Annotated in this window: 24 protein-coding genes and 1 pseudogene; 13 read left to right on the top strand and 12 right to left on the bottom strand. The window is 45.9% G+C overall.

The window, feature by feature from the left end:
* Window positions 1-463: 463 nt before the first annotated feature.
* A complete protein-coding gene (locus RIM23_RS05480; RefSeq protein WP_446365161.1) occupies window positions 464-1,315 on the bottom strand; it encodes a methyltransferase domain-containing protein in 852 nt (283 codons plus the stop codon).
* Between the two features lie 247 nt (window positions 1,316-1,562).
* Here RIM23_RS05480 and RIM23_RS05475 point away from each other — a divergent pair, with 247 nt between their 5' ends.
* Both RIM23_RS05475 and RIM23_RS05470 read left to right on the top strand, forming a co-directional pair.
* On the top strand, window positions 1,563-2,897 hold the full coding sequence (locus RIM23_RS05475; protein WP_446365159.1) for a TrkH family potassium uptake protein: 1,335 nt from the start codon (window positions 1,563-1,565) through the stop codon (window positions 2,895-2,897).
* Between the two features lie 61 nt (window positions 2,898-2,958).
* Entirely contained in the window at window positions 2,959-3,654 is a 696-nt protein-coding gene (locus RIM23_RS05470) for a potassium channel family protein (protein WP_446365157.1), read from the top strand.
* A gap of 132 nt (window positions 3,655-3,786) precedes the next feature.
* Here the strand turns inward: RIM23_RS05470 and RIM23_RS05465 are convergent, their stop codons facing one another.
* Together RIM23_RS05465 and RIM23_RS05460 are read right to left on the bottom strand one after the other, a co-directional pair.
* The gene (locus RIM23_RS05465; RefSeq protein ID WP_446365155.1) at window positions 3,787-4,518 is read right to left on the bottom strand and encodes an HAD family hydrolase; all 732 of its coding nucleotides are present in this window, start codon (window positions 4,516-4,518) and stop codon (window positions 3,787-3,789) included.
* 320 nt (window positions 4,519-4,838) lie between these two features.
* Window positions 4,839-5,417, bottom strand: a complete 579-nt coding sequence (locus tag RIM23_RS05460) for a CAP domain-containing protein (RefSeq protein WP_446365153.1) — start codon at window positions 5,415-5,417, stop codon at window positions 4,839-4,841.
* Between the two features lie 147 nt (window positions 5,418-5,564).
* Between RIM23_RS05460 and dnaG the strand changes: the two genes are divergently transcribed.
* Window positions 5,565-7,532, top strand: a complete 1,968-nt coding sequence (dnaG, locus tag RIM23_RS05455) for a DNA primase (protein WP_446365151.1) — start codon at window positions 5,565-5,567, stop codon at window positions 7,530-7,532.
* An 18-nt stretch (window positions 7,533-7,550) separates the two neighbouring features.
* Here dnaG and RIM23_RS05450 read toward each other — a convergent pair whose 3' ends face one another.
* A complete protein-coding gene (locus RIM23_RS05450) occupies window positions 7,551-8,048 on the bottom strand; it encodes a pentapeptide repeat-containing protein (RefSeq protein WP_446365149.1) in 498 nt (165 codons plus the stop codon).
* A 127-nt stretch (window positions 8,049-8,175) separates the two neighbouring features.
* Here RIM23_RS05450 and RIM23_RS05445 point away from each other — a divergent pair, with 127 nt between their 5' ends.
* Window positions 8,176-8,709 (top strand): YraN family protein, encoded by a 534-nt coding sequence (locus RIM23_RS05445; RefSeq protein WP_446365147.1) that lies wholly within the window; start codon window positions 8,176-8,178, stop codon window positions 8,707-8,709.
* A 120-nt stretch (window positions 8,710-8,829) separates the two neighbouring features.
* Here the strand turns inward: RIM23_RS05445 and RIM23_RS05440 are convergent, their stop codons facing one another.
* Window positions 8,830-9,219 carry a hypothetical protein gene (locus RIM23_RS05440; protein WP_446334556.1) on the bottom strand — a complete coding sequence of 130 codons (390 nt, stop codon included), beginning with the start codon at window positions 9,217-9,219 and terminating at the stop codon, window positions 8,830-8,832.
* Window positions 9,220-9,489: 270 nt separating this feature from the next.
* On the opposite strand from RIM23_RS05440, the gene queA reads away from it, so the two are divergent.
* The 5 genes and pseudogenes from queA to RIM23_RS05415 all read left to right on the top strand — a co-directional run bounded on the left by queA (window position 9,490) and on the right by RIM23_RS05415 (window position 15,981).
* A complete protein-coding gene (gene queA / locus RIM23_RS05435) occupies window positions 9,490-10,653 on the top strand; it encodes a tRNA preQ1(34) S-adenosylmethionine ribosyltransferase-isomerase QueA (protein ID WP_446365145.1) in 1,164 nt (387 codons plus the stop codon).
* 147 nt (window positions 10,654-10,800) lie between these two features.
* Window positions 10,801-12,064, top strand: a pseudogene (locus RIM23_RS05430) (RNA-guided endonuclease InsQ/TnpB family protein).
* A gap of 85 nt (window positions 12,065-12,149) precedes the next feature.
* A complete protein-coding gene (locus tag RIM23_RS05425) occupies window positions 12,150-13,433 on the top strand; it encodes a tetratricopeptide repeat protein (RefSeq protein ID WP_446365143.1) in 1,284 nt (427 codons plus the stop codon).
* Between the two features lie 227 nt (window positions 13,434-13,660).
* On the top strand, window positions 13,661-15,244 hold the full coding sequence (locus RIM23_RS05420; RefSeq protein ID WP_446365141.1) for a cation:proton antiporter: 1,584 nt from the start codon (window positions 13,661-13,663) through the stop codon (window positions 15,242-15,244).
* A gap of 296 nt (window positions 15,245-15,540) precedes the next feature.
* Window positions 15,541-15,981, top strand: coding sequence for a hypothetical protein (locus RIM23_RS05415; protein WP_446365139.1), 441 nt, complete (start codon window positions 15,541-15,543; stop codon window positions 15,979-15,981).
* Here RIM23_RS05415 and nfi read toward each other — a convergent pair.
* The 3 genes from nfi to ispD are packed head-to-tail and all read right to left on the bottom strand — an operon-like array spanning window position 15,938 to window position 18,240.
* Window positions 15,938-16,606, bottom strand: coding sequence for a deoxyribonuclease V (gene nfi / locus RIM23_RS05410; protein WP_446365137.1), 669 nt, complete (start codon window positions 16,604-16,606; stop codon window positions 15,938-15,940). The genes RIM23_RS05415 and nfi overlap by 44 nt on opposite strands.
* A gap of 5 nt (window positions 16,607-16,611) precedes the next feature.
* Complete coding sequence (locus RIM23_RS05405) at window positions 16,612-17,496, bottom strand: sulfotransferase family protein (protein WP_446365135.1); 885 nt, start codon at window positions 17,494-17,496, stop codon at window positions 16,612-16,614.
* Between the two features lie 33 nt (window positions 17,497-17,529).
* Window positions 17,530-18,240 carry a 2-C-methyl-D-erythritol 4-phosphate cytidylyltransferase gene (ispD, locus tag RIM23_RS05400; protein WP_446365133.1) on the bottom strand — a complete coding sequence of 237 codons (711 nt, stop codon included), beginning with the start codon at window positions 18,238-18,240 and terminating at the stop codon, window positions 17,530-17,532.
* Window positions 18,241-18,499: 259 nt separating this feature from the next.
* Between ispD and RIM23_RS05395 the strand changes: the two genes are divergently transcribed.
* A complete protein-coding gene (locus RIM23_RS05395) occupies window positions 18,500-19,462 on the top strand; it encodes a glycosyltransferase family 9 protein (protein WP_446365131.1) in 963 nt (320 codons plus the stop codon).
* Window positions 19,463-19,727: 265 nt separating this feature from the next.
* Here RIM23_RS05395 and RIM23_RS05390 read toward each other — a convergent pair whose 3' ends face one another.
* Together RIM23_RS05390 and RIM23_RS05385 are read right to left on the bottom strand one after the other, a co-directional pair.
* Window positions 19,728-20,888, bottom strand: coding sequence for an RRXRR domain-containing protein (locus RIM23_RS05390; RefSeq protein ID WP_446365130.1), 1,161 nt, complete (start codon window positions 20,886-20,888; stop codon window positions 19,728-19,730).
* A 195-nt stretch (window positions 20,889-21,083) separates the two neighbouring features.
* Complete coding sequence (locus RIM23_RS05385; RefSeq protein ID WP_446365128.1) at window positions 21,084-21,596, bottom strand: CRR6 family NdhI maturation factor; 513 nt, start codon at window positions 21,594-21,596, stop codon at window positions 21,084-21,086.
* A 385-nt stretch (window positions 21,597-21,981) separates the two neighbouring features.
* Between RIM23_RS05385 and RIM23_RS05380 the strand changes: the two genes are divergently transcribed.
* Genes RIM23_RS05380 through RIM23_RS05370 form a run of 3 tightly spaced genes read left to right on the top strand, consistent with a single transcriptional unit; the run spans window position 21,982 to window position 22,856 of the window.
* Window positions 21,982-22,434, top strand: a complete 453-nt coding sequence (locus RIM23_RS05380; protein ID WP_446365126.1) for a Fur family transcriptional regulator — start codon at window positions 21,982-21,984, stop codon at window positions 22,432-22,434.
* Between the two features lie 33 nt (window positions 22,435-22,467).
* Window positions 22,468-22,632 carry a hypothetical protein gene (locus tag RIM23_RS05375; protein WP_446365124.1) on the top strand — a complete coding sequence of 55 codons (165 nt, stop codon included), beginning with the start codon at window positions 22,468-22,470 and terminating at the stop codon, window positions 22,630-22,632.
* A complete protein-coding gene (locus RIM23_RS05370; RefSeq protein WP_446365122.1) occupies window positions 22,632-22,856 on the top strand; it encodes a CHAT domain-containing protein in 225 nt (74 codons plus the stop codon). The genes RIM23_RS05375 and RIM23_RS05370 overlap by 1 nt, the downstream gene beginning before the upstream one ends.
* Window positions 22,857-22,950: 94 nt before the next feature.
* On the opposite strand, the gene RIM23_RS05365 is transcribed toward RIM23_RS05370, so the two are convergent.
* Complete coding sequence (locus RIM23_RS05365) at window positions 22,951-23,826, bottom strand: alpha/beta fold hydrolase (RefSeq protein WP_446365120.1); 876 nt, start codon at window positions 23,824-23,826, stop codon at window positions 22,951-22,953.
* Window positions 23,827-23,905: 79 nt separating this feature from the next.
* Window positions 23,906-25,951 (bottom strand): PAS domain-containing protein, encoded by a 2,046-nt coding sequence (locus tag RIM23_RS05360; RefSeq protein ID WP_446365118.1) that lies wholly within the window; start codon window positions 25,949-25,951, stop codon window positions 23,906-23,908.
* Between the last annotated feature and the right edge of the window lie 515 nt (window positions 25,952-26,466).

Below are 26,466 nucleotides of genomic sequence, written 5' to 3'. Positions count from 1 at the left end.
TGGTTAGGGTTTGGGTATTTCCTGTTTGAATAAGGTTGACGTGATATTCGGTGGTCATGGTAATTCTCCTCATGGAACCTGAGTCGGGGCGGGTTTATTCACATCTGGATGCAACCCAAAAGATAGTAGTGAAACCCGCCCGGACACAATTTTCCCATCTCCCACTCAAAACTTACATCCATGAGTGTTTAACGCCAGGGTAATTAGGACATCAAATAAACACCGTTGATTGTTTCAATGCAGACAGACGTGTCTAACTTTTGGGGTTGTTTTATAAGAATCCGAGTCGTCTTTAGACGACTTGTGCTTTTAGCCAAGAACTTGAGTTCTTGGCGGGGGAATGAACCTTAGTAGGGGCGGGTTTATTGACATCTGGATTTAACGGAAAAGATAGTAGTAAAACCCGCCCCTACACAATTTTTCCATCTCCCACTCAAAACTTACATCCATGAGTGTTTGCAGATTAAGACTTCTGAGCACAGAGTACACCAAACCGAATCAAACCACGCCGATACCCCCGACTCATTAACCCCAATGATAGCGCCGCTTGCACTGTACCCCAACCACTTCTGAGTAAACCCATTAACGCTTGGGTTTCAAACGCTGAATCAATGACAATATCCCAAAACGGTTCTACTGCATCTGACCAATCATCCGTGCGAATATTAGAAAAGGATAACTCACGGGCAATTGCTTTGTACTCTGGCAACGAAATCACGTAAGGTAAACAGTAAACCTGATAAATTTTCTCTAAATGCCCCTTTTCATCCGCCGTCAATTCTCCCGTGGCTGGCGTAATTGGACGATGACACCACGTCGCCATCAGAAACGTTCCGCCCGGTTTCAGGACACGGTAACATTCTGCCAGAAACCTCTGCTTATCGGGTATATGTTCCCCACTTTCTAAGGACCAGATTAAATCAAAACAGTTATCCGCAAAGGGCATATCCAAGGCGTCAGCTACCTGAAATTCCACCTCAGCCTCCAACCCCGCCTCTTTTGCCCGTTCTGTTGCTCTCGCCGCTTGTACCGGACTCAGGGTAATCCCTTGTACTTTAGCACCGAACCGTTGGGCTAAGTCCAGAGAACTCCCGCCAATCCCACACCCCACATCCAAGATGTTCTCCAGATGCTGTACTTCACCCCAACTCAGCAGTTCCTCAATTAAATCAATTTGCGCCTGACGCCGACCTTTTTTCTCGCGACCCATCGGACCATAATAACCATGGTGCATGTGTTCGCCCCAAACCTGTTCCCACAGTCCAGATGAGGCGTCGTAAAACTGCTGAATTTGACGCTGAAGTGTTGAACTCATTACTTGTCCTTTGTCTTATGTCTTAATGTCTTATGTCTTATGTTTTTACCCTTTTAGATTTTACAGTGGTTTGCAACTCAATGAACTGATTTATTCATCAAATCTGATGGGAAAATCCATAAAAATGTGATAAAAGATTTTAAAGACTCTATCCAATTGACTCAGGGCGGGTTTTGCCAAACAGTGACAGGTAACAAGCCTGCTTAAAGGCGTCAACCCGGCTCTACACTATAATTTGTCACATCTCATGACTATTCCGCGCACGATTTGCCTCGGATTCCTAACCATGATTACCATAGGCACGTTTCTGTTAATTTTACCCATTTCTACCCAGGATGGAACCTGGACTGATCTGATTACCGCCTTATTTACCGCCACCTCGGCTGTCTGTGTCACAGGTTTAGCCGTAGTCGATACCGGCAGTTATTTTTCTGGCGTCGGTCAGGTTTTTGTCCTCGCCCTATTCCAGCTTGGGGGGTTAGGGTATATGACAATCACGACGTTTATGTTACTCTTGGTGCGTCGGCGGTTTAATTTGCGCCATAAAATAGCGATTCAACAAGCCCTTGACCTTCCAGGTTTAGAAAAAAGTACGTTTGTTATTCGCTCAATTATTGCCACAGCCTTGCTTTTTGAATTAACCGGATTTTTCCTGTTGTTACTCGTATTTGTTCCAGAACATGGCTGGAATCAAGGATTGTGGCTGGCCCTTTTTCACAGTATTAGCGCCTGGAATAATGCCGGGTTTAGTTTGTTTGCGGATAGTTTAATGGGCTATCAGTCATCTATTTTGTTAATTGGGATTATTTCGGGACTGATTATCTTGGGTGGAATTGGTCAGCCGGTCATTTTTGAAGTGTATCTATGGTTACGCGATCGCGTCATGAATAAGCATGAAAAACTTACCTTTTCTCTGAATTTAAAAGTGGCAACCAGTACCACACTATTCCTGTTAATCCTAGGCACAATCGCCTTTTTCTTTGTGGAGGTCAATAATCCGGAAACCCTAGGAGAATTGAGTCTACAGAATCAAGTGTTAAACGCTTGGTTTCAATCAGTCACCACGAGAACCGCAGGATTTAACGCCATTGATCTGGGTAAAATGACAGCAGCGGGTTTATTTATGACAATTGCCTTCATGTTTATCGGTGCAAGTCCAGGCGGAACCGGGGGCGGTATCAAAACCACGACGTTTCGGGTATTGGTCAGTTGTACCAAAGCCATGTTACAGGGCAAAGAGGAAGTCTATCTTTACGAACGTCAGGTGCCCCTGAACCTGATTTTAAAAGCCATGGCGGTTCTAGTCGGTTCCGTCGGGACTGTAATTCTAGCAACCATTTTAATCGCGATCGCAGATCCCCAGGTTGACTTTATCCAACTCCTATTTGAAGTGGTGTCTGCCTTTGCGACAGTGGGGCTATCCACGGGAATCACCGCCAGTCTCTCGGCTTGGGGAAAACTGATTTTAGTGGGAACGATGTTTATCGGGCGGGTGGGTATTTTGGTATTTATGGGTACCCTGTTGGGAGATCCGCGTCCTAGCCACATCCGTTATCCGGAGGAAAATCTACTGGTGGGATAATGCTAATGTCACCGAGGTCGAGTTATCATCAGTTAGGCTTGATTGAAGAAAGGACAACCGTGTGAGTTGGACATCTGTAGGGTTCTTGCGGAACCTGCGCCGCGAAAATAAGCAATTTGCCGTCATTGGTTTAGGGCGGTTTGGGCGGGGAGTTTGTTCCTCCCTGCACCACTTAGGATACGAAGTTCTGGGAACGGACATTGACGAAAAACTCGTCAGTCAAGTCTTGACGGATCAAATCGCCGCCCACGCGGTTCTACTCGACTCCACCGATCCTAAAGCCTTAAGAGAGGCGGGAATTTTTGAGTTTGATACGGTGATTATTGCGATTGGCAACTATTTACAGGAAAGTATTATTACCACGCTCAATATCAAAGAAGCAGGAGTTCCTTATGTAGTGGCTAAAGCTTCCTCGGAAGTTCATGGTAAACTCTTAGAGCGTGTTGGCGCAGATCGAGTTGTCTATCCGGAATACGAAGCCGGTTGTGCCTTGGCGCGATCGCTGACTCAGCCGTCTATTTTGGATCGCTTTGAATTAGACCCGCATCACAGTATTGTGGAGATATCAGTTCCCGAAGAGTTTCATGGCAAAACCGTGATGGAACTGCAACTGCGGAATCGCTATGGCTTAAACTTATTGGCGGTTGGTCAAGATGAGCAGTTTGAGATTAATCCCGCCCCCACAACTCGCCTGTTTAAAGGGTTTGCCATGGTGGTGATTGGCTCAAATCGAGATATTGAGCGTTTGCCTATTTAAAGGGAACAGTTAACAGTTAACAGGGAACCTAGAAGAGGTAATGTAGGGACTCTTTTGACTACTATCCTTTATTCTCTCACCTAGATGTGACTCGCGCCCGCCCTGATTCCCCTATCTTTGATCATTAATAATTCATAAAACTTGAATTTCATCCAATTGCGCGATCGCAACATCTGCATCCTGGAAATGAACTGATGTTCCCCAGCTAATTCCAATACAACCCGCCGCACCCGCACGACTTGCCATCACCATGTCCCCTGCTGAATCTCCCACCATCAGCGTTGCACTCGCACAAACGCCTAAATCTTCACAGGCTTGCAGAAATAGCGCCGGATCAGGTTTACTCAATTCTGTATCAACGCCTTGTTGCAATTGAATATAAGGCTCTAGCTGGTGACGTTTCACAAAGGCTTGCACCCCTGCAGTCGAAGCCGCCGACAGAATTCCCAATTTTAAACCCGCTTCAGACAGGGATTTGAGGACATCTAAACTTCCGGCAAATAACGGTGAAGTCCCGGCTGCATCCTTGAGATATCGCTCCGCTTCGGCAAAGGCATTATGGGCAATCTCCAGAGATTCTAACCAACCACGCCCCGTTTCGGCAATATAAGCCGCTGCAGCAATTTCACTTTCCCGACGGCTACCCACCGCCATTAATCCCGTCGGATCAAGGGTATCATCCTGAATCCCAAACGCCATCAGCAAGGGTTCGCCAGTACCGGGGATTTGAGCATCAATCAAGCGCGATCGCTTATATGCCAATTCTCGCAAAAAGACTTGTGAGTCTTCTAACGTCCCATCTTTATCGAAAATGATCGCTTCTATATTCGGGAATGTCATCTCCCGACAGCGAATGGTTACCAAGGGTTACACTCCTAGAACACGGCACATCAGCTATTAGAGATCATTTTCCCATGTTGCTGATAATTCGTACAGGAGGGAGCGGAGTTGACACTCTGTGGTCTGCTGCATTGTCGCTTTTGCGCCCCGAAATTAATTATCGGGGCTACCAAGCTCTGGTGATTTACGTGTAGGGGCGGGTTTTACCGATAACATTTTGCTACAAACCAATAACGTGACTAAACCCGCCCTTGGGAAAACAGGCGGAGTTAGTCAGGGCGGGTTTTGCACAAACGTTACCATTAATAGTGCAAATAAAATCCCTAAACCCGCCCCTACAAACCTTATGGCGTCTTGTACCCCCCAGCATAAGTAATGACACACATATTTTGATACTGGATATGATAGCCAAAAGCTACACCCGCGACTTGAAAAGCTGAATTAAAGATATTTTTTCGATGCCCGCGATCGCGCACACCATCATCGATAATTAATTGCATGATAATTTCATCTGCCTGTGCCACACCATAAGAAATATTTTCACCCGCCGTGATCTGCCAACTCCCATACCGATTCAGGCGGATAAAAGGAGTGCTGCGATCGCTACCAATATGCCCAATACTTCCTGTTTCTCCTTGATCACGAACATGATCACTCGCCGCTTTTGACATCCCCAGAGATAGTTTGAACGGCGATAAGGGACGAGTGGATTGGAGAAAATCAATCGCCTCATCAACAGCGTTTACACCTTCAATTGTGCGTAAAAATACCTGTTGAGAAAGTTTTACCTGATTTCCGGAAAAGCGCTGTTTCCAGTTGTTTAAAAGCGTAAGATAAGACGTAGGCTTTGTTCGCACTTTATTCATTTCCTCAATCACCCTCAATTCCAATGGCGAGAGAATAATTGTCTGTGCTGAATTCATTGTTTATCCTTGGGTGTGGGATATCACACAATTACAATAGATCTATTGGGTTCTGGGAAAACGGCTCACGGAAGCCACCCTATCCGTGCTGTCACCAAAAACCCTACTATATACTCGCTTGCTTACCAGTTTCTCAGGAACAACGCTGTGCAAATTCCTCGACTGCACCCAGACACCATCGCCCAAGTCAAAGAACGAGCAGACATTGTTGATGTCGTCTCGGAGCGAGTTGTACTGCGAAAGCGGGGAAAGGAATATGTAGGCTTGTGTCCCTTCCATGACGAAAAGACACCCAGTTTTACCGTTAGTCCCGGCAAACAAATGTACTACTGCTTCGGCTGCGGTACGGGTGGAAGTGCGATTAAATTCCTCATGGAAGTAGAAAAACAGTCCTTCAGTGAGGTAGTCTTCGACTTAGCACGGCGGTATCAAGTGCCGGTGCAAACCCTGGAACCTGAACAACGCCAGGAATTACAGCGTCAGTTATCCTTACAAGAGCAACTGTATGAGATTGTGGCACTAGCCGCATCATTTTATCAACATGCACTACGACAACCCCAAGGACAGCAGGCGCTGGAGTATTTACAATCTCAGCGACGTTTGGATGAGGAAACGATCCAACAGTTTCAGATAGGGTATGCGCCGGCGACGTGGGAAACCCTGTACCGCTATCTAATCGAGCAAAAAGGCAAACCGGTACAACTGGTAAAAGATGCTGGATTAATCTTGCCACGCAAATCAGGAGACGGCTATTATGATCGGTTTCGCGATCGCATCATGATTCCGATTCATGATCGTCTTGGGCGAGTCATTGGTTTTGGCGGGAGATCATTAGGTGATGAACTTCCCAAATATCTGAATTCTCCAGAAACGCCTCTATTTAATAAAGGGAAAACCTTATTTGCTTTAGACAAAGCCTACAACGCCATTGGGGATAAGGATCAAGCCGTTGTCGTCGAAGGCTATTTTGATGCGATCGCGCTGCATCGAGTGGGGATTCAAAACGTTGTCGCCTCATTGGGTACAGCCTTAAGCCTGGAGCAAATGCGCCAACTACTGCGTTACAGCGAATCCAAACAAATCATCCTCAACTTTGACGCCGACAAAGCCGGAACCACAGCCGCCGAACGCGCGATCGGAGAAATTGCCGACTTAGCCTATCAAGGACAAATTCAACTGCGGGTACTCAACCTCCCCGATGGTAAAGACGCCGACGAATTCCTTACCCATACCCCTGATGGGGCACAACAATACCAACAGCTCTTACAAAATGCGCCCTTATGGTTAAACTGGCAAATTGATCAACTCCTAATAGGTAAAGATCTCAAACAAGCCAATCAATTTCAACAGGTGGCACAGAAAATTGTCAAATTGCTGTACAAATTAGAAGATATTAATCAACAAACCTATTATATTGATTATTGTGCCGAAAAGCTGAGTCGCGGAGAAGCCCAAATGATTCCTCGACTCATCCAAATTTTCCAGACTCAACTCAATAAATTACGCCAGACTCCGATCAAGAAAGATGATAAATCCAATCTTAACCAGAAAAACTCATCGATCTCGATCGACTTATCCATTAGCCAAGAACACAGTCTACTCGAAGAAGCGGAAGCCTTACTCTTACGAATTTATCTGCACCGTCCCGAATATCGCCAGACTATTATTGAAACTTTAGATACCAAAGATTTGCTATTTAGTCTTTCTCCCCACCGATTTTTATGGCAGCAAATATTAGACCTGCAAGCCATCGCTCAACCCATCCTATCCCAGCAACCTGAAAAGCTCATCTCCTTACTCCAAGACCGCAGTATCCAGTTTCCAGAGGAGATGGTTATGGTGGAACATTTATTCCACTTAAATGAAAAGCGTATTGAAGATATTACTCGCACTCCTTTAGCCATTCGCTCCGCCGCTGCTTGTTTAGAAGTCGTGACGTGGAACAAGCACAAGCGATATTGTCTAGAGCAGTGGAAAACTCTCAATGTTGCCACTGACCCAAACCGTAAGGACTACTATTCTGAAGGAATTAAGGAAGCCTATAAACGCTTGCAAGAGTTACAGAAAATGCGTCAAGCTAATATGTTAGACATCCACAAATTCACCCCCATTTAATATCATGTCCGGAAACTTTTAAAAGCAAAATAAAGTATCGCGGGTTTGGCGACCTGTGGTAGGGTTTGTACCTGTAGCCATTTGACACAATTGTTCTTCGGCTTTAGGATCAAGAAAAGCATCGGTAAAATCAGCCCCTTCAATCGTCGCGCCATCAAACTGAGCATTGAAAGCGTAGGCACCTTCAAGCACGGCATTTTTCAAATTAGCACCGTTCAAACGCGCTTTATCTAACGTTGAGTAACTGAGGTTTGCTCCTTCCAAGTTTGCCAATTTCAGATTAGCACCAAAAAAACTGACTCCCTGCAAATCGGCATGGCTAAAATTACTTTCTCGCAAATCCGCTTGGTTAAAACTGGCATCAGTCAGCACACGCTCCGAAAAATCTGAATTAACCAAAGATTGTTTGGTATAATCCACAGCCAAAGCTGGGGCGGCGGGAAGCATTGCTATAGCAAAAGGGCTAGCGATAAACATCCATAAGCTAACCACCCAAACTAAAATGAATCTGAACATAGTTTTGGCAATCTGTAGATATTTATTTATATAATTATCCTACCAGTCAATCGTCATCAATCGCCCTGTCAAAAAGGGGTTAATTTTCGCTCCTTTGAGTATGACGAATGACCAATGACATAAACAAATGACAAATAACAAAGGACAATTAGGAGAACAACTCGTTGCCACCTGGTTACAAGCACAAGGTTGGACTATCTTACATCATCGATGGCATTGTCGTTGGGGAGAAATCGACTTGATTGCCTACTGGGATTTAGAGGAGAGGGAAAATCCTCTATCTAATCTGGGTAGAAACCCCCAACTCCATCCCCCTACCCCCCCACCACCAAACGCTGAGTCATATATCTTAGCATTTGTCGAGGTAAAAACTCGCAGTCGAGGGAATTGGGATGCCGATGGTGGGTTGGCAATTACATCCTCTAAGCAAGCCAAACTTTGGCGAACAGCCGAACTATTTTTAGCAGAACATCCCGATTTAAGTGATCTTCCTTGTCGGTTTGATGTCGCCCTGGTTCGCTACCACCGTCTTTGCCAAAGCTCACGCCCTGTTGCCATCAGTGACGTGTTACCAACTTCAGCCCCTCAATTCGGTGAACCGTTTACTCTGGGAGGACATGAGCTTATTCTACAAAACTATATCGAGTCAGCTTTCTGTTGACGAAGGGCGGGTTTTGTAGATCACTTATCGGTAGATACTCCTTAAATGGTAAAACTCGCCCTGAGGAAGGCATGGCTTTTGTACTCGTCCCGATGTTGGAGTCTGATTGATGGGAACTCCTTACGCTAATGTTTCTGGACAGTATCCTAGTCCCATGGTAAATTGTTGGCGAAACGCTTCAATATCCGTCTTATCAGGGTGACCATGAGACACCACCGCGACTTGGTAGCGACGCATGACATCGATAGGAGATTGTCCCGTATCGAGGCTCCAAAAAGCCATTTGCAAGCGCATGTCGGGTTGGAAGGGAATCCCCAATTCGCTCATGAAGGCTTGGAAGTCTCCATGTTGCTGAGGTGTGAGGGGGCTGCTCATTTTAACTTTAATTACCCAGCCATCAATTTGATGAATCACCGTTGTATATTGAACGGGAAGCTGGATCATGGAGTGGAGGTACTCGACCACTCGCAGTGTCAAACTAGCATTGGCTAAAAAATAAAGGTAATCCATAGGGCAGCTAGGCGTGGAGTGCAAGGAAGTGCTATACCTTCATTCTGACAACGGGGATCAGGAATTGGTAGGGGAAAAGCCCCCGCTCTCAACTGGGGGATCATACCCAATTTCCTTGTTTTAGTCCTTTGTCATTTGTTTTTGGGGATGAGTACCGGATGTCACCAGGTAAGTCACAGTATAGAGTAGAGCTAAAACCCTGACCCGTCCCTGACCTACCCAATTTGTCAAAGATTGATGAAATACTGTACTTAAATTAAATAACCACCTATGCAAAATGACCTATTGCTTTCCAGCTATAACTATGATCTGCCAGAGAGTAAGATTGCTCAAACCCCGCTTTTCCCTAGAGATAGTTCTCGTTTGCTAGTGGTTGAGTCTCCCACTCATCATCAACACTGCATTTTTCGAGATTTACCTCAGTTATTGCGTCCCGGCGACTTGTTGGTTCTGAATAATACTCGTGTGATTCCGGCTCGACTCTATGGGCGGAAGCTAACTGGCACACCCGTAGAAGTGTTACTGCTAGAGGAACGGGAGCACAACTGTTGGTTAGCATTGGTGAAACCGGGACGACGGCTGAAAGTGGGTTCAACGATAGTCTTTGAACCCGATAAACCTGTCGCTTCGGTAAGTTATGGAGAGACTCCCCCATCATCAGACGAGACAGAAACAGCAGGACTTATAGAGACAAAGAATCGAGAGACTTATGGTTCTATGCCTCCCCTCCAGGCAACGATTATCGCTAGAGATGATGAAACCAAGGGGCGTCTATTGCAGTTTGACCTACCCAAGGGCAAGTCCTTAATCACCCTATTACCCCACTACGGTCAAGTTCCGTTTCCGCCTTACATCACCCACTCTCAAGCCACACCCGATCAGTATCAAACCGTATACGCCAAAATTTCAGGTGCAGTAGCCGCCCCGACAGCCGGACTCCATTTTACCCCTGAACTGTTGGAGAGATGTGATCAACGGGGAATTGAGCAGGCGTCGATTACCTTACACGTTGGTGTTGGTACGTTTCGCCCGGTGGAAATCGAAGATGTGACGAGTCATCAAATGCATGGCGAGTGGTTGGAGGTATCCGCCGCAACGGTGGCACAAATTCAGCAAACCAAAGCCTCAGGTGGGCGGGTGATTGCCGTTGGTACAACCGTGGTTAGGGCTTTGGAGGGGGCGGCGGCGAGTGGGGAATTGCAACCCTATTGTGGCAAAACCGAATTATTTATTTATCCAGGTTACCAGTGGCGGGTGGTTGATGGGTTAATTACCAATTTCCACTTGCCCCGTTCTACACTATTAATGCTTGTGAGTGCCTTGATTGGCAGAGAGCGGCTGTTGAAGTTGTATGCTGAAGCGATCGCGTATAATTATCGATTTTATTCCTTTGGTGATGCCATGCTGATTTTGCCAGAAGCCGTTAGCGATTAAAGTGCGAACCAATCGGGGAGTGAACAAGAATCGCGGCAATCTCCTGCTTCAACGAAGTAAGCCGGAGAAGGATAGTGGACGGGCTAGGGATTGGATATCCCCTAGCCTGTCAAGTAAAAATAGGCAAATTCATGTTAAAATGTAGGGATGAAAACACGTAGAGTAACCTACAGACTTTATCCAAAGAAAACCCAATGTGACAAGCTCCATTGGGCTAGAAAGATGCACTGTGAACTCTACAACGCGGCAATTGCAAATCGTAGGACACAGTACAAGCGCTTGGGGCATTCTGTTGATTATTTTGAGCAACAGAATTGTTTACCTGAGTTTAAAAAGGTTTGGATTGAGTATGCAGAATTAGGGTCTCATACGTTACAAGCTACATTAAAACGTGTTGATTTTGCTTATACTCGTTTTTTCAAAGGTTTGGGTAAATATCCTAGATTCAAGGCAAAACGAAGATACAGTGGCTGGACATATCCGGATAAAGCAAGTTGGAAAGTTTTCTTCTTAGGCAAAAATGGTCATCTTGAGTTGAGAGACCTTGGCTTAAAGCTCCAGATGCGAGGCAAAGCTAGAACTTGGGGAACTCCAACAACCTGCACGATTTTCTTTAGAAACAGCAAGTGGTATGCATCAATAACAGTACAGTGTGAGCCAACTCGTCAAACAGGTACGAGTTCAATTGGAATTGACCTTGGGTGCAAAGACGCGATCACCCTGTCAACAGGCAAAAAAATTGCTAAACCAGATTTTATTAAGGAGGGACACAAAAAAGTTAAAGTAGCCTCTAAGCGTTTAAGACGCAAAAGAGCGCCTAACAGAAACAAAAAAGTTAAAGGCTCAAGACGATGGAAAAAAGAACGGAAGCGGGTTTCTAAACTCCAGAGCAAGATAGCTCGTCAACGAGAAGATTGGCTGCATAAAATAACCAGCGAGATAGTTAGCAGTAATAGCCTAATTGCTGGTGAGCAGTTAAATGTCAAGAAGATGACGGGTAAAGCTAAGAAAGGTAAACGCAAAAAACAGAAAGCCGGATTAAATCGGTCTATCCTTGATGTTGGATTTGGCATTGTTGGAGATTTATTAACTTACAAAGCGGCTGAAGCTGGCGGATTTTATGTTGAGTCACCAACTCGAACACTTAAACCAACTCAAAGATGCGCTAAATGTTGGGAATTAACACCCAAGAGCTTGGCTGATCGAGTTCACGTTTGCTCTAATTCCCACTGCAATCATGTTGAGGATAGAGATGTTAATGCTGCCCAAGTTAACGAAATTTGGGCAAGGGGTTTGGAACGAGCCTCTTTAGACGTAGAGTCGCCTAGCTCTACTGATTGCTCCAAGCATGAAGCAACTAGGGATGTTGAAACGTCAGAAACAGCGACTTCAACGCAGTAAGTCGCTGTAGTTCATATTGGCACTATTAAGATAGGAAGCTACGGACTCTTGACCTCGTACATATTCCCTATTCAATTTCCCAATCGTCTTCTACCATGTCTAAAAACTATCACCGACCCTTTGGACTTACCGCCGCCCTATTCGCACTCAGTTTCCTGTCGGCTAGTCCCGCCTTCGCTGAAACTCTACCCAAGCGCCAGCACAGTAAGCAGTTAGTTGAAGGGTTATACACGAATGACCTAGAAGCGGCGACATTTTTCCAACAAGGAGTCATGCGCTATAATCGCGGTGACTTCAAAGCGGCTGAGATCGGCTTTCGCAAAGCCCTCCAGGAAGATCCGTTTATCCCTATGGCACGGTATTTGCTGGGGAATGCCCTGTTTCAGCAAGGTCAGATTGACTCAGCCGCTGAACAATATCGCATGGCGATTGGTCTCGATCCTAATATGGCAGAGGCACATTACAATCTGGGCTTGATGTCATACCAACAAGGCAATATCGAGGAAGCGATTAGCGCCTATCAACAGGCGATCGCTCTTGATCCCAATTTAGCCGCCGCTCGCTATAATTTAGGCTTGGCATTAGAAGCCCAAGGTGATACTGAAGCCGCGCTGAGTGAATACACACAAGCCGTTCGCCTCAATCCTAACTCCGCTGTTGCTAAGTACAATTTGGCACTACTACTCGCCAAACAAAACCAAACCGATTCCGCGATCGCGGCACTACGGCAAGCCGTTCGCAACGATCCACAATTCGTACAAGCCCATTACCAACTGGGATTGCTGCTGGCTCAACAAAATCAGATTACCGAAGCCAAAAATTCTTTTATCAAAGCAACTCAGATCAATCCACGATTTGCATCGGCTCATTATCAACTAGGTCTAATTCTTTTACAACAAGGGGATGTTGAGGAAGCCATTCGCCGATTTGATTGGGTAACGCGGCTAGATCCTGACAATGTGGATGCTTTGCGCCAATTAGGAGTAGCGCTGATTAAAAATGGGGAATATGAGCGGGCGATCGCGGCACTGGAACGCGCCATTTCACTCGATCCTTACGATTCGCTGGCGCACTACAATTTAGCCGTAGCCCTGCATCGAAATCAGCAGTATGAGGACGCGATTTCCGAATATCAACAAGCCATTCTGCTCAATCCAAAACTATCACTCGCGTTTTACAACCTAGGAATAGCCCTCCAGCAAGTTGGACGGGGACAAGAGGCGGTTTCCTTCCTCTTAGAAGCCAGGAATTTGTTTATTGAAGAAGGCAATTTGGAGAAAATTGATGCCGTTGACCAATATCTAACCCAACTCAACATCTCATCGAACCCATTGCCCAATTCACTCCAGCCAATGCCTGAAATAAGTGAAGAACCCTAGTGAATGGCACGCTCCAGTCAGCCCTAAACTAAAGGACTCTAACAGAAGCCGCTCCGTGTCTACGCCCTCCGAGTAATCTGCTAATACCAATTTGCACCTCAAAGAGGTAATCTGTCATGATTCACGAAGTTTTAAGCAGCTTGACTGGTGACGCGATCGCGTCTATCTTTATCTTGACATAATGCTTTTTGTTATATCAAAACTGCCAGTACCTTGGAGTGTCATTCATGTCCATAGAATCCGCTATCAGCGAAGCTGCAATTGAGCAGAATCTGGAACAATTTCTATTGGTGCTGTCGGTGTCTCTCAGCGTCGCCACAGTTTCCCGGATTTTTCCGTTGTTCCGTAAAATCCCTTATACCTTACTTCTGGTTATAGTCGGTTTAGGCTTAGCCTTTGTCGATGTGCGCTTGGTGAACCTATCCCCGGAACTGATTCTAGAGATTTTCCTCCCCCCCCTACTCTTTGAAGCCGCCTGGAATATCCGCTGGCGGGATTTGCGGCGAGATTTAATCCCCGTGATTCTGTTTGCGGTGGTGGGGGTAGTGATTTCGGTGCTGGGAATTGCCTTTACGATTACCCAATTCACAGAATTACCTCTTGCGATCGCATTATTAGTCGGCGCGAGTCTAGCCGCAACTGATCCGGTATCAGTAATCGCCCTATTCCGGGAACTAGGTGCGGATAAACGCCTAAAAACCCTCATGGAGGGGGAAAGCTTATTTAATGATGGTGTCGCCGTCGTCGCCTTTCTATTATTAGTCGGTATTCCCCTCGGTACCCAGGAATTTTCCCTATCCACCACATTTGCCCAATTCTTTACCTTTATCGGAATTGGTATCGGTGTCGGTTGCTTAATCGGGTTTGGTATTTCCTTTCTCACCCAACGCTTCGATTTACCCCTCGTCGAACAATCCCTGACGTTAGTCTCTGCCTATGGCACCTACCTGATTACCGAAGAACTCGGCGGTTCTGGAGTAATTGGCGTAGTAACTGTGGGGTTAGTTCTGGGCAACTTTGGTTCCCGGATTGGCATGAACCCCCGCACCCGCTTAATTGTCTCTGAATTCTGGGATTTTCTGGCATTTTTTGTCAACTCAATTGTCTTTCTCCTCATTGGTGACCAAATCGATTTTCCCCGCTTGGGACAAAACCTAGACTTAATTGGGATTAGCATTGGAGCCGTTCTCTTCACCCGTGCTATTTCAATTTACAGCTTAGCGACGATTAGCAATGGACTCGTCAAGTCCAACATTGGTTGGCGACAGCAAACGGTGTTATGGTGGGGCGGATTACGGGGTTCGGTTTCCATTGCCCTAGCCTTAAGTGTTCCGGTGAGTTTGGAGGGACGACAAGATATTATTGTTACGGTTTTTGGCGTGGTACTGTTTACGCTCTTAGTTCAGGGGTTAACTACCCAATTCCTTCTGGAAAAACTGGATTTAATTGGAGATCAACCCGTGCGTCAGAAATATTCTGAGGCAATCGCCCGTCGTGTTGCACTTAATCGAGTAAAAAACTACTTAGAGTCAGCAACGACTAACGACGAAATGAATTCAGAATTTTGTCAGTACCAGATAAAGCTTGTTGATGGTCAACTCGAAACTATTCAAAGCGAGGTTGAGAAATTACTCCATCACCATCCCCAGTTACAAACCTTGGACATGGAACAACTGCAAGAACAAATGGTCAATATCGAGGCGGATACCTACGCTGAATTTATCCGTGCTGGACGTTTAACCGAGAACCTCTCACCCCTACTACAAGAAGCCTTAATTGAAGCCGATGAAAGGCTCATTGAGAATGAGTGATTGAGACTGAATAATAGTAGAGACGTAGCCGGCTACGTCTCTACACTGATGTTACTATAGCAGTAGACACATCGATTAGGACTTTCCGAACCGTTGTAGAGGCGTTGCATGCAACGTCTCTACCAAATGATGCGTCCTAACCGATATGGCGATTGCTATAAATCTACCCCGACCTTTATTGATCAGATAAATCCTCTTCTATCGTCCCCAAGCTCACCACTTCATCCGCCATTTTTGGGAGAAACATAAGAAAAATTACTAAATATATTAAAATAACAAGTTTATATCAATTCACGATGAGAATGATCAAACTAAGACTTTCTATCTTAACGCTATTATTCTTGATTTGTTGCTGCCTTCCTGCTCAAGCGGAAAATTTGCCCGCACTTGATCACAGTGGCGTTGAAACTCAACAACCAATCCAGTCGCCGTTAAAGTCGTACTTCCTGAACGTTTTAGCTGGGGGCTCACGACGATCAATTAAGCTTGATTCACCCGCAACGCGACTGATTATTTATTCTCAGCAAGGAGAAATGCCGATTCGATGTGGGGATGGGATGAAAACTTACGATTGTATCCCAGGAAATCCACTAAAAATTCAAGTTGATCCCGCTACACCCATTGAAAAAATTTGGGCAGAAAATCTTTATGAGAAACCTGTGCGCTTACGAATAGACGTTCTTGAAGAAGTAATTAACCGATCCGATTTGATGCCAGTTTATCAGCCCAACGGGTAGTTTCAGGTAATCGATATTTAGGAGTGCAGCGCAGGACATAATCAATCGCGGTGGGTAAGCTGATCCGATGACCCGGAGAGACATACAATGGCTTAACTCCAGTTCGCGATCGCACGACAGCACCAATCACCTCTCCCCGATGTCGCAAAGGTTGCCAATTCCCCTTCTGTTGGGGTAATTCCTCGTGCTGACCAATTAATCGGGACTTAGCCACCCCAATCGTGGGCACCGTAATTAATAAGCCTAAATGACTTGCCAGACCAAATCGGCGCGGATGGGCAATTCCCTGACCATCACACAAGATTAGGTCAGGAGTTATCTTAATCTGGGATAGAGCATCAAGTACGACAGGAACTTCCCGAAACGATAGAAACCCCGGTATATAGGGAAAGGTTGTCGGGCGGCGTGCGATCGCCTGTTCGATCAGTTGCAGTTCTGGAAAACTCAGTACCGCAACGGCGGCGCGTGAAATCGCATAATTTTCTTCAAAGCCAACATCCACACCCGCTACATAGTTTACCTCACTCAATTGGTCAGATGTAATAATTTCTCTACTGAGTTGGTTTTGGATAGCAGTAGCTTCCTCAACACTCAGAGTCCAAGAGTGGCGCTGATCAATTTCCATTCTTGTTAATTTAACCAAGCAGAAAGGTCTCTCTGAATTAAATCTTGTAACTTGAGAATATCTTCCCGATAGAGTTCTATTAATTGCTGGCGATCTTCTGGGGAAAGTGGAGCTGCTTTTTTGTCTTGGGAGTTCATTTGAATTAGGCGAGAACGCAGGTTTTGCCTGACTTCAAGGGGTAAAATAAATCGGAGTCCCGAACTAACCATCGTTCTCAAAGGATTTTGTTGGCGTAAGATATTATTTACGGCTGTATTTTTTGGCACTTGAGCAACTTGGGCTTTCTTGGAGACATCAGGCAAGAATGTATCATCGACTCCCACAAAGCGATACATGTTTTGCATAAATTCTACCGGGTCTTTAGACAAGTCATCGTACAAATAAACTTTAATTTTATCTCGATCAAACTCTTCGTAAAAATGCTGTAAATGCTTATAGTAAAAGCCTTTTAGAATAAGGAATGATTTATCCGCTCTATATTTTATTTGTTCTGATAAGCTGGTTCGTTTTCCTTTACCAATAGCATCTCGGATATGCATTAAGTAATCTGAATAGGCACGATCAATTGGATTTCGCAAGACTGCAATCAATTTGGCATTGGGTACATAACGCTTAATTCGCTCTGAGGAAGACTCATAATGAAACAGATAATTAGGAGATGCTTCGCCAATGGCAATCTCATCTTTGACTCCAGTAAATAGTTGACAATATTTTTCAAATGTGTCAATTTTGGCTTTCCGTTGATCTTCAATTTCTTCCCAATTTTTTTCTAAAAAATTCGTTTCTTTAACTGGACTCATGTAAATTTGCGGATGTTGGTTTAAATAGTTATAAATAGAGGTTGTCCCCGCTTTTTGAACACCGATAATGAGAAAAGTAGGAAGATGCATAAAAGTTAGTCCTGGTTGATAAAATAAAATATCTTATGCCTGAGGAGGGCGGGTTGAGTCAATTAAAAGCCGCTGACGCAAAATAAACTCTGCGATCGCTAAATCCATGGGTGTGGTTACCTTAAGATTAGTCTCTTCCCCTGCCACAATCTGTACAGGTAAACCACAGCGCTCAAATAATGCGGCATCATCGGTAACATCCCAATTCAATTTCCGTCCTTGGTCATGACATTGCTTGAGAAGCGGCACCTCGAATCCCTGGGGCGTCTGGGCTGCCCACAACCGCCGCCTGTCGGGTGTATCTTGGACAAGATCAGACTCATCGACCACTTTAATCGTATCCTTAACCGGGATCGCGGCAATCAAACCCGGACAATCTCTGAGATGCTGTGCACAGCGATCAAACAATTGGGGTGTGGCTAAACATCTGGCGCCATCGTGAATCAGTACCCGTTCAGCGGTTGGCGGTAATGCTTGCAAGCCGTTATAAACTGATTCTTGGCGAGTTGCTCCCCCGGCAATAAGCTGTACGGCTTTGGTCAGGGCGAGATCTGCTAAGATTGCCTGAATATCTGGCTGATCTTCAGGCTGTCCGATAATGCCAATTTGGGTAATTTCCGCCGCCGCTTCCGCCGCCAGTAGCGTCCATGCCAATAAGGGTTTATTCAGTAGGGTCAGCAATAGCTTATTGCGATCGCTCCCCATCCGTCGTCCCATTCCCGCTGCTGGAATTAATAAATGCACAAGCTTCCGCCTTTGATGCCAAATTTCTAGTCTCGACCGATCTAATCTAATATGCTACTACTGGTTCATCCCAGGAAACCACTAGGTATAATATCATGCGTAACATAATCCCATAAGCCAAATCGCAATGGGAGCAGGGGTGTAGCAGTTCACCCCGTCAAGGTTTCCTTGGCAAACTCGTTTCCGGAAAATTCCGTGAAATTAGGAACGACCAGTCCATTAAAATTGAGCTGATATACAAGCTCTAATTATATTTGAGATGAGAATATTAGCCCTTGTTCCGGGAGGAATCAGCGATCAACTGCTGCTCTTTCCGACGTTAGATGACCTAAAAGCCAATTACCCCGACGCCGAAATCGATGTGATTGTGGAACCCCGCGCCAAGGGAGCCTATCGGGTTTCCGGTTCAGTCGATGAAGTATTACCCTTTGACTATAAAGACCGCAACGGTTTAGCGGATTTTGGTAATCTGTTGGGGATTATCCGCGATCGCGAATACGATGTGGCGATTGCCCTAGAACGTCGGTGGTCAGTAGGACTATTGCTCTGGATGAGTGGTATTCCCATCCGTGTGGGCTACGAAAATAATCAGGGTAAGTGGTTTTTCACCAACACTGTACCACTCAAAACAGAGCAGTATGCGGCTTATGTGTATCATGACCTGCTCAAAGGGTTGGGGCTCAATACCCCCTGTCCAGAGCTTGCCATTCGTGTGCCAAAATCCGATCTGGACTGGGCAGAAGGTGAACAAGCACGCCTCGGCATCCCCGAAAGCGGTTACATTATGATCGACGGCGGATCTAACCACCTCGATCATTCACAAGACATTGATAAAGTTTATCCCGCCCATAAATGGCAAAACGTTATTGAAGACATCCACCAAAAACAGCCTGACCTAACTCTGGTTATGCTGCATGGTTCAGAGGATACTGAGTTAGTTGCGGCTCTCACCCAAGTCTGTCCTAATTTACAGATGACCTCACCCCCCGATATCGGCAAGTTAGCTGCAATGATTGCGGGGGCGAATTTACTGCTGTGTACCGATAGTGCGTCGATGCATCTCGCTGTTGCTGTGGGAACTTATACAATCGCACTGTTTGGTTCTAGTGAGGCGAACAAACTCCTACCCCCATCAGAACGCTATATTGGCATTCAATCACCGACTCGCTGGATTGCCGACATTCAACCCGGCGATGTGTTAAAGCAAGTATGGCGAGGCTAAGTAGGGGGAAAGGTTACCTTTCCCCCTACGGCGTGGTGAGGATGTCAATTCTCCCCTGGTTAAAGTGTAGGGGATTCTAAGCGGATGCGAAGAGACGGGCTAAAAGCATCGTCTCTTCGCTTTATTTGTTCAAAATCCTGGGTCTATGAAGTCCAGGTGGGATGGCATAAATCTCAACATGTTCGCGGGAGTCCTCGGTTTCAACTCTCGTAAACCGAGGAGGGATAGCGGGACACCGGAAGAATGGAGGCGTCCATCTCCTTTTTTACGCTACACATAAACCGTTATTCCTCCTGATTAATTCGACTTTACTGGGGGCAAATTGCCCAATGCGTTTCCAGGTGTAGTCACAAACGGAAACCTTCTGGGTATCTTTAGTTTTAGTGAATCCGCCGACGTAGCCAATGTAGACTTTTCCAGCTTTTTCGGCTCTTACCAAATCACCAACCCTAAGACCAAAAGGTGTAATCGTTCCACCCTTACGCTTCCTTATTCCCGACTTGTCCGGTACTTCAAAGTGCAATTGACGGCGGAAAAAGCCGTACTCTTTCCCCCGTTTCACTGCGCCAGGGCGGGTGATAATTTTGAACGGAGAGGGAGTAATATTGACGCTCCCTTTGTGGGTGTAACCGCGAGAGTTAGATCCAGTAAACGGGACATATTTGACAAAATATCCGCAAGCCAGCGTGACTCCATCAACTGCGTGGGTCTCCGGTTTGGCTACAGACTTGTTGGTTTTATCCTTCTCTAACCCTAGCTGGGTTCGGAGTTGAGATGTGCCGTTCCCGTCTTTTTGCCAACCGTGCCGAACGTAGACAGGGGCGATTTTTTCCATCTGGGATATTGCCCAATTTTGACCAGTCATCACCCCAGAGAAACCCTTGCCTGACTTGGCGCGTTTGCGTTGGGTTTGATCTACATCGGCTCTAACTCGCTCATAGCCAATCGCAGTTACCGGAAATATCGCAGCCAACTCTTTGACTACCCTTAACTCCAGTTGCCGTGAGGCTTTAATGGATGGGGGGAGTTTGCATTGTTTGCGATTGTCGAACCTGCATTGGCGGTGGTTACGCAGCTTAAACGGAACGTCCCGGTTAATTCTTCTACCTCGCCGAGATCGTCGTAACATGGCGCGGGTCTCCATCCGTTTTTTGACCCGCCCAAATGGAAGGATGAGGTGCAGTTGGAGCAGGGTGCATTTAGCTGACTGGACACCGATGCCAGAATACGACTTTCCGGGATCTACCCCGACAGCAATCGGCTGGACTTCCTCTGCCGATGGTGGTGAAGTCAGTTGAACGTAATAGATGCCCAAGTCTGACCACTTCCCCACTGCCTTACCTTCTTTGACCCACCGCCTAGCCCTGGATGGCTTGGTGGGCGCCATCGGTTTTCCTTCTTTGCTAACTACTGGGACACGATTCATAGAGATAATCCACTCGTGTAAATGTTTACGTCTCTTAAGGCATTGGCAAGGGTGTGTCCTGGAATTACCCAGTCAAGAGAGATTCCTGAACCTACATTTAAGCTGAACTAGAGAAACGTTCAGAAGTGATTGTCCCTTACCAACTCATGCCCTTATTCATGTACAGACCGTCCATGGAAGGTCTATACTGGCAGGTTATCTCTGCCAATCCGCGTCTTCACGAAGTAAGACGCGGTTCATGAAGTCAAACAAGGTATCATCAAGTTCATACCCTAACATTTGAGCCATGGACTTGAGGCGCGACTGGTTGGGTAAACCCATCTGTTGTAACCAGTTATTGAGTACAAAAACTTTTTGCATCACGAAAATTTCTAAGGCTTCTGGGTTATACTGAATCCCTTCCGTCCGATTAAACTGGTGTGGGACGAGCATAGCTGTGTAGCGGGCGAGTTCCCCGGCTTTCCAATCCAGCAGAAACGGTAACCACGGATACTGAACATCTAAGCGGATAAACCACAGACGTATTTCAGGAATTTCTGACCATTCCCGTGGATCATTGGGTTGGCGAGGGTAGCTAAACTCAAAGCCTAACTGCTGCTCATATTTGGCGATCGCACCCTCAGTCAGCCACTTATCAATCCTAGTCTGGACGGGCGATAGGTCTAAATCATTAATGCAATGGGAATTGAGTTTAATTGTGATTGCCACTAATCTTCATCCGCTCCACAACACTTGGACGAAAAGACGCATTTTGAAGCGTCTGTACATTGCCTGGATTACTTCGATTCCACAGGCTTAACCTCGAATCAAGCTTACCCTAGTTTTACGTCCGGAGAATGGAGTGTGAAAGCACAAATCGATGCTACCGGACTTGATAGCACTCGCCCGGTAGACATACTCAAATCATCTAAGGTAAAGTGGTAATGAGTTTGCCTTACTGTGCCAGATGCCAAGCGAAGAAGATTATGTCCCCTAGGATGATGCACGTTTAACCAGTGCATTATCATGTATGGGACTTAGAACGGGCTCACCTTAATGGTAGAACTTGAGACCGCTCCCCATAAAGCTAACCACCCCATTCAAAGTATCGACCATGGACAAAGAAGCGGCAGTTGTCAAACCGATTCGCTCATTGGAAGACGCCCTCAATCAATGTCAAGCGTTGGGGATGCGCCTGTCGCGTCAACGCCGCTTAATTTTGGAACTGCTGTGGCAAGATCGAGAGCATCTATCCGCACGAGAAATTTATGATCGCCTGAATCAGCAAGGCAAAGAAATTGGTCATACCTCTGTGTACCAGAATCTAGAGGCGCTATCCTCTCAAGGCATTATCGAATGTATTGAGCGATCCGATGGACGGCTTTACGGGAATATCAGTGATGCTCACAGTCATGTTAATTGTGTGGATACAAATCAGATCATGGATGTGTATGTAGAATTGCCCGATGAACTAATCCAGCACATTGAGCAACAAACTGGGGTCAAGATTACTGAGTATCGGATTGACTTCTATGGTTATCGCAACAATCCACTGAATGATGAATGAGGCATTATATCAAATAATATTGGCTTTCCCCCTATGAACGTCGCCTATCTCAGAAACACGCGGCTTTTGGCAGGACTAATCTTGGCGAGTACCGTTGCAATCAAGCCAGTTGAAGCCCAACTGATTCCCTCCGCCGACGATGGTACGGGTACAATTATCACCCCTTCAGGGAACCGCTTCGATATCATGGGGGGTTAATGACTGAGTTTTATAGTCAGTTGCAGAATGCTTCGATTAAAGCAGACGCCCTGCGACAAGCCCAAATCACGATGTTGCAAGGGAATGTGCAGCTAAAAGGTGGACAATTGCAGGTGAATGGGAAAAATCTGGTTTTACCGCCAGAATTATCAAGGTTAGGAGATAAAGAACTTTCTCATCCCTATTATTGGTCAGCGTTTACGATGATAGGTAGTCCGTGGTAAATAATAAGCCCATTATAGGGGCGGGTTTAGTCACATCTAGGTTAGGTCAGAAATGATAGTAGTGAAAGTGAGCCCCTACACACTCAAAACTTTTTCATCCTTCATCTTTTGCCAAAAACTCTCGCATATACTGATTCACCAACTGGGGCTGTTCCTGCTGTACCCAATGACTACAATTTGGGATGTAGCGGATTTGAAAATCTTGCACATAATCGTTTGTATTATAGGTCAATTCCTTGCCCAAAGCGGTATCATTTTCTCCCCAAATCATTAGGGTGGGAATTTGCAGAACATCCCACTGATTTCGATTAAATAGTCCCGAAAAAGCATTGCGGTAGTAGTTAAGCATGGCGGTAATAGCACCCCGTTTAGCCGCCGCATCTTTGTAGGTGTTTAAGTCTGCTTCTGAGAAGGCACTTTTGTCAATTGCCATATCGATCAAACTAGAGGCAATCAGTTGATAGTCATCCCACTGAAGCAGTAACTCTGGGAGTAAGGGAAGTTGAAATAAAAAGATATACCAACTTCGCAAGAGTTGTTGAGGATTACTGCGTAACGCCTGGGTAAATTTGGCGGGGTGAGGAATATTCAGGACGATTAACTTATCAACAATTTCGGGGTAAGTATAGGCAACATACCAGGCGATCATACCTCCCCAATCATGCCCGACTAGGACACAGCTTTCATCGCCTAATCCTTGAATAACTCCCTTAATATCGTTAACTAACTCGGTGATCTGATAGGCTGATAAATCTTTGGGCTTATCGCTGTCATTGTAACCCCGCAGATCAAGGGCAACGACTTTGTAATCCTTGGCAAATTCAGGGATTTGATGCCGCCAGGAGTACCAGAATTCGGGGAAGCCATGCAGCATCAGCATCAGTTTTCCTTCTCCCTGGGTGACGTAGTGTAGTTTGACACCGTTGGTGATAATATAATCTTCTTGCCAGGAGTCGGTTAGGGTAGACATGGATTTGAATTTATAGTATTTATCCCCGACTTCTTCAAGAAATCGGGGTTCTGGTGGGGAGATAGGGGAATGGGGAGAGTTAATTCTCCATCTGTTTATATTCAGTGATATCAATGCTACAACCAATCAGACGATAAGGGTTATTTTTAGCATCTCGCACCGCTACGCCACGGGAAAGAAACCAGCGAATATTGCCATCTTTTTGCAATATCCGGTGTTCCATGCCATAGTGAGTTGTTGACCCATCTAAATGAGCATTGATTTCATTTTCAACCTGTTGGCGATCATCGGGATGAATCAGGTCTAACCAAGCGGCTTTACTATTGGCAATCTCGTTATCCTCATAGCGCAGTAGGGTTTTCAAATTAGGCGCTATATAGAACTCATCACTCTCCAGATTCCAATCCCAAATCCCCACGTTACCTGCTTTCAGGGCTATGGCTTGGCGTTCCTCACGGGTGCGAAGATCGGCAACCATTTGCTCCTGTTTTGCCAATTGCTCTTGTAGCAAGGCATTCGCTTGAGACAGTTGAGTGGTTCGTTCCTTTTCCCGTTTGGCTGAGGCGGTTTCTACCTGCTTGCGCTGGCTAATATCCCGCTCTATCGCCATCCAATGGGTATATTCCCCGTTCTCATCAACCACGGGGACAATATTGAGTTCTACCCAAAACTCGGAACCATCTTTGCGATAGTTGATCAACTCCGCCCGCACGGGTTCCCATCGGCATAGGGTATCACGAATTTTATCAGCTTGGATGCGATCGGTTTTGGGACCTTGTAAGAATCGCGGTGTCTTGCCAATGACTTCCTCAGGGGTGTATCCTGTCATCCGAGTAAAGCCCTGGTTGACATAAACGATCCGAGGACCTGGTTTGTCAATGGGTTCGGCTTCTGTAATGACGATCGCGTCATTAGCATTAAATACCGCCGACTCTAATAACCGCAGGCGTTCCTCGGCTTGTTTGCGTTTGGTAATATCGCGAACAAAACTGAGTGACACTAAGCGATCGCGGTACTCAATTACCCGAGAACTAATTTCCACCTGTACATGGGAGCCATCTTTACGCCGCAGGGCATGCTCAAAGATAATACTACCCGTTGCTTGCATCCGCTGACCGATTGTCCGTTGCCGATCCTCACCAATCGGCACATCAATATCGTGAGTCTTCAAATTCAGCAGTTCTTTGCGGGTATACCCCAGTCGTCTTGAGGCATTCTGATTGGCATCTAAAATGCGACTGGTGGATAGGTCAATAATAAAAATGGAATCGTTGGCGTATTCAAATAAGTGTCGGTAATTCGCTTCCGATTCCCGCAGCGATTCTTCAACTCGTTTGCGTTCGGTAATGTCTCTGGCGGTACATATTACCGCTTCCACACTATTGTGGCTACCCAGAATCGGACTCAGGATGTACTCGTAGTGACGCACACCCCCAAGGGTGGGATAACTGATTTCATCGGTCAAGGGGCGTCGAGTGGCAAAGACGACTTCCCGTTGGTTATCAAACAGTTCGAGTCCTTCGGGAGGTAGGTTTAACTGCGGCACCGTTTTGCCCAAAATTTCCGCTTGGGACAAGCCAAACAGTTGCGCGATCGCTAGATTTACATAGGTAAATCGTCCCATGCGATCCAGAACACAGATGGGGTCAGGAGACGCCGAGAGAACTTGGTCAAAGATTCGCGCTTGTTGCTGAATCCTCGTCGCCAGTTCTCGCAGTTCTGAGTCATCCTGATCTGGGGCAATGATCGGATAATTCAGGTCGAGTTGGGTTACTTGATTAGGAGGTGTCCAGGCTTGATCGGTATCCCCAATTTGATGATGATTCGTCGTTCCTGTCACCAACGTTCTCGGAATTGCCTCTAGGCTTTGATTGGCTACCTGAGTTTCTTGGGTGAGTTGATTAAGCTGTTCTTTTAACTGCTTGTATTTTTTGTCTAATGTATTGAGTTGTTCCTGAAGTTCATCAACCGTGGTTGAGTGCGATTCATCAAGCGGGAAACCAAATGCCTGCTTGAGTGCCTCAATCACGACAGCCGTCCGATCCCGACCTGATGCTTCAGCCCGAGATCGAATTTCATGACTCAGTTGTTCTGGAAGTCTAAACGTCGCTATTTTACTGACCATTTTTTAGTCGATTTAAATTGTCGAGTTTACCGTTGTACAAGGACGGAACGCTGGATCTGTGCTGTTCATTGAGAAATATTCGCGTTAGCTGATTGTACAAATGTTGCGGGTTAAACTCCTGGAATTTCCAAATCCGCTTTTTATTTTTATTCAGGGTGGTTGAGCGAACAGGGGTTGCCCATTGCTTCAACTATAACCGTTCTCAGCATCTGTGGTATTACAGTATGACACCATTACCAGACTTGAGCAAACTTCTAGTGGGCTTAGATCGTACACCCTGAAAGGGTCTGATCGGGCAGACTCAAACATGTTTCAACAAAAAAACAGGACTTACGCTGATCAGCTACCGATATCCTGTTTTAATCCTGTCAGGATTCATCGAAACTCCTTTGGGTCCCAAACCCTGTCTTTATAAGACAGCTTTACAATTAAATGCTGGTTTTTAAATGGAGATAATCCCAGGAACCAGCAAACCCTGTAATAAGTCCCTTCGCCCACCCAGTCCAAGATGTCTT

The organism is Coleofasciculus sp. G3-WIS-01, from assembly GCF_040223135.1.
In the GTDB taxonomy this organism is placed as follows: domain Bacteria; phylum Cyanobacteriota; class Cyanobacteriia; order Cyanobacteriales; family Coleofasciculaceae; genus Coleofasciculus.
This window is presented reverse-complemented; position numbering and strand designations above follow the sequence as displayed.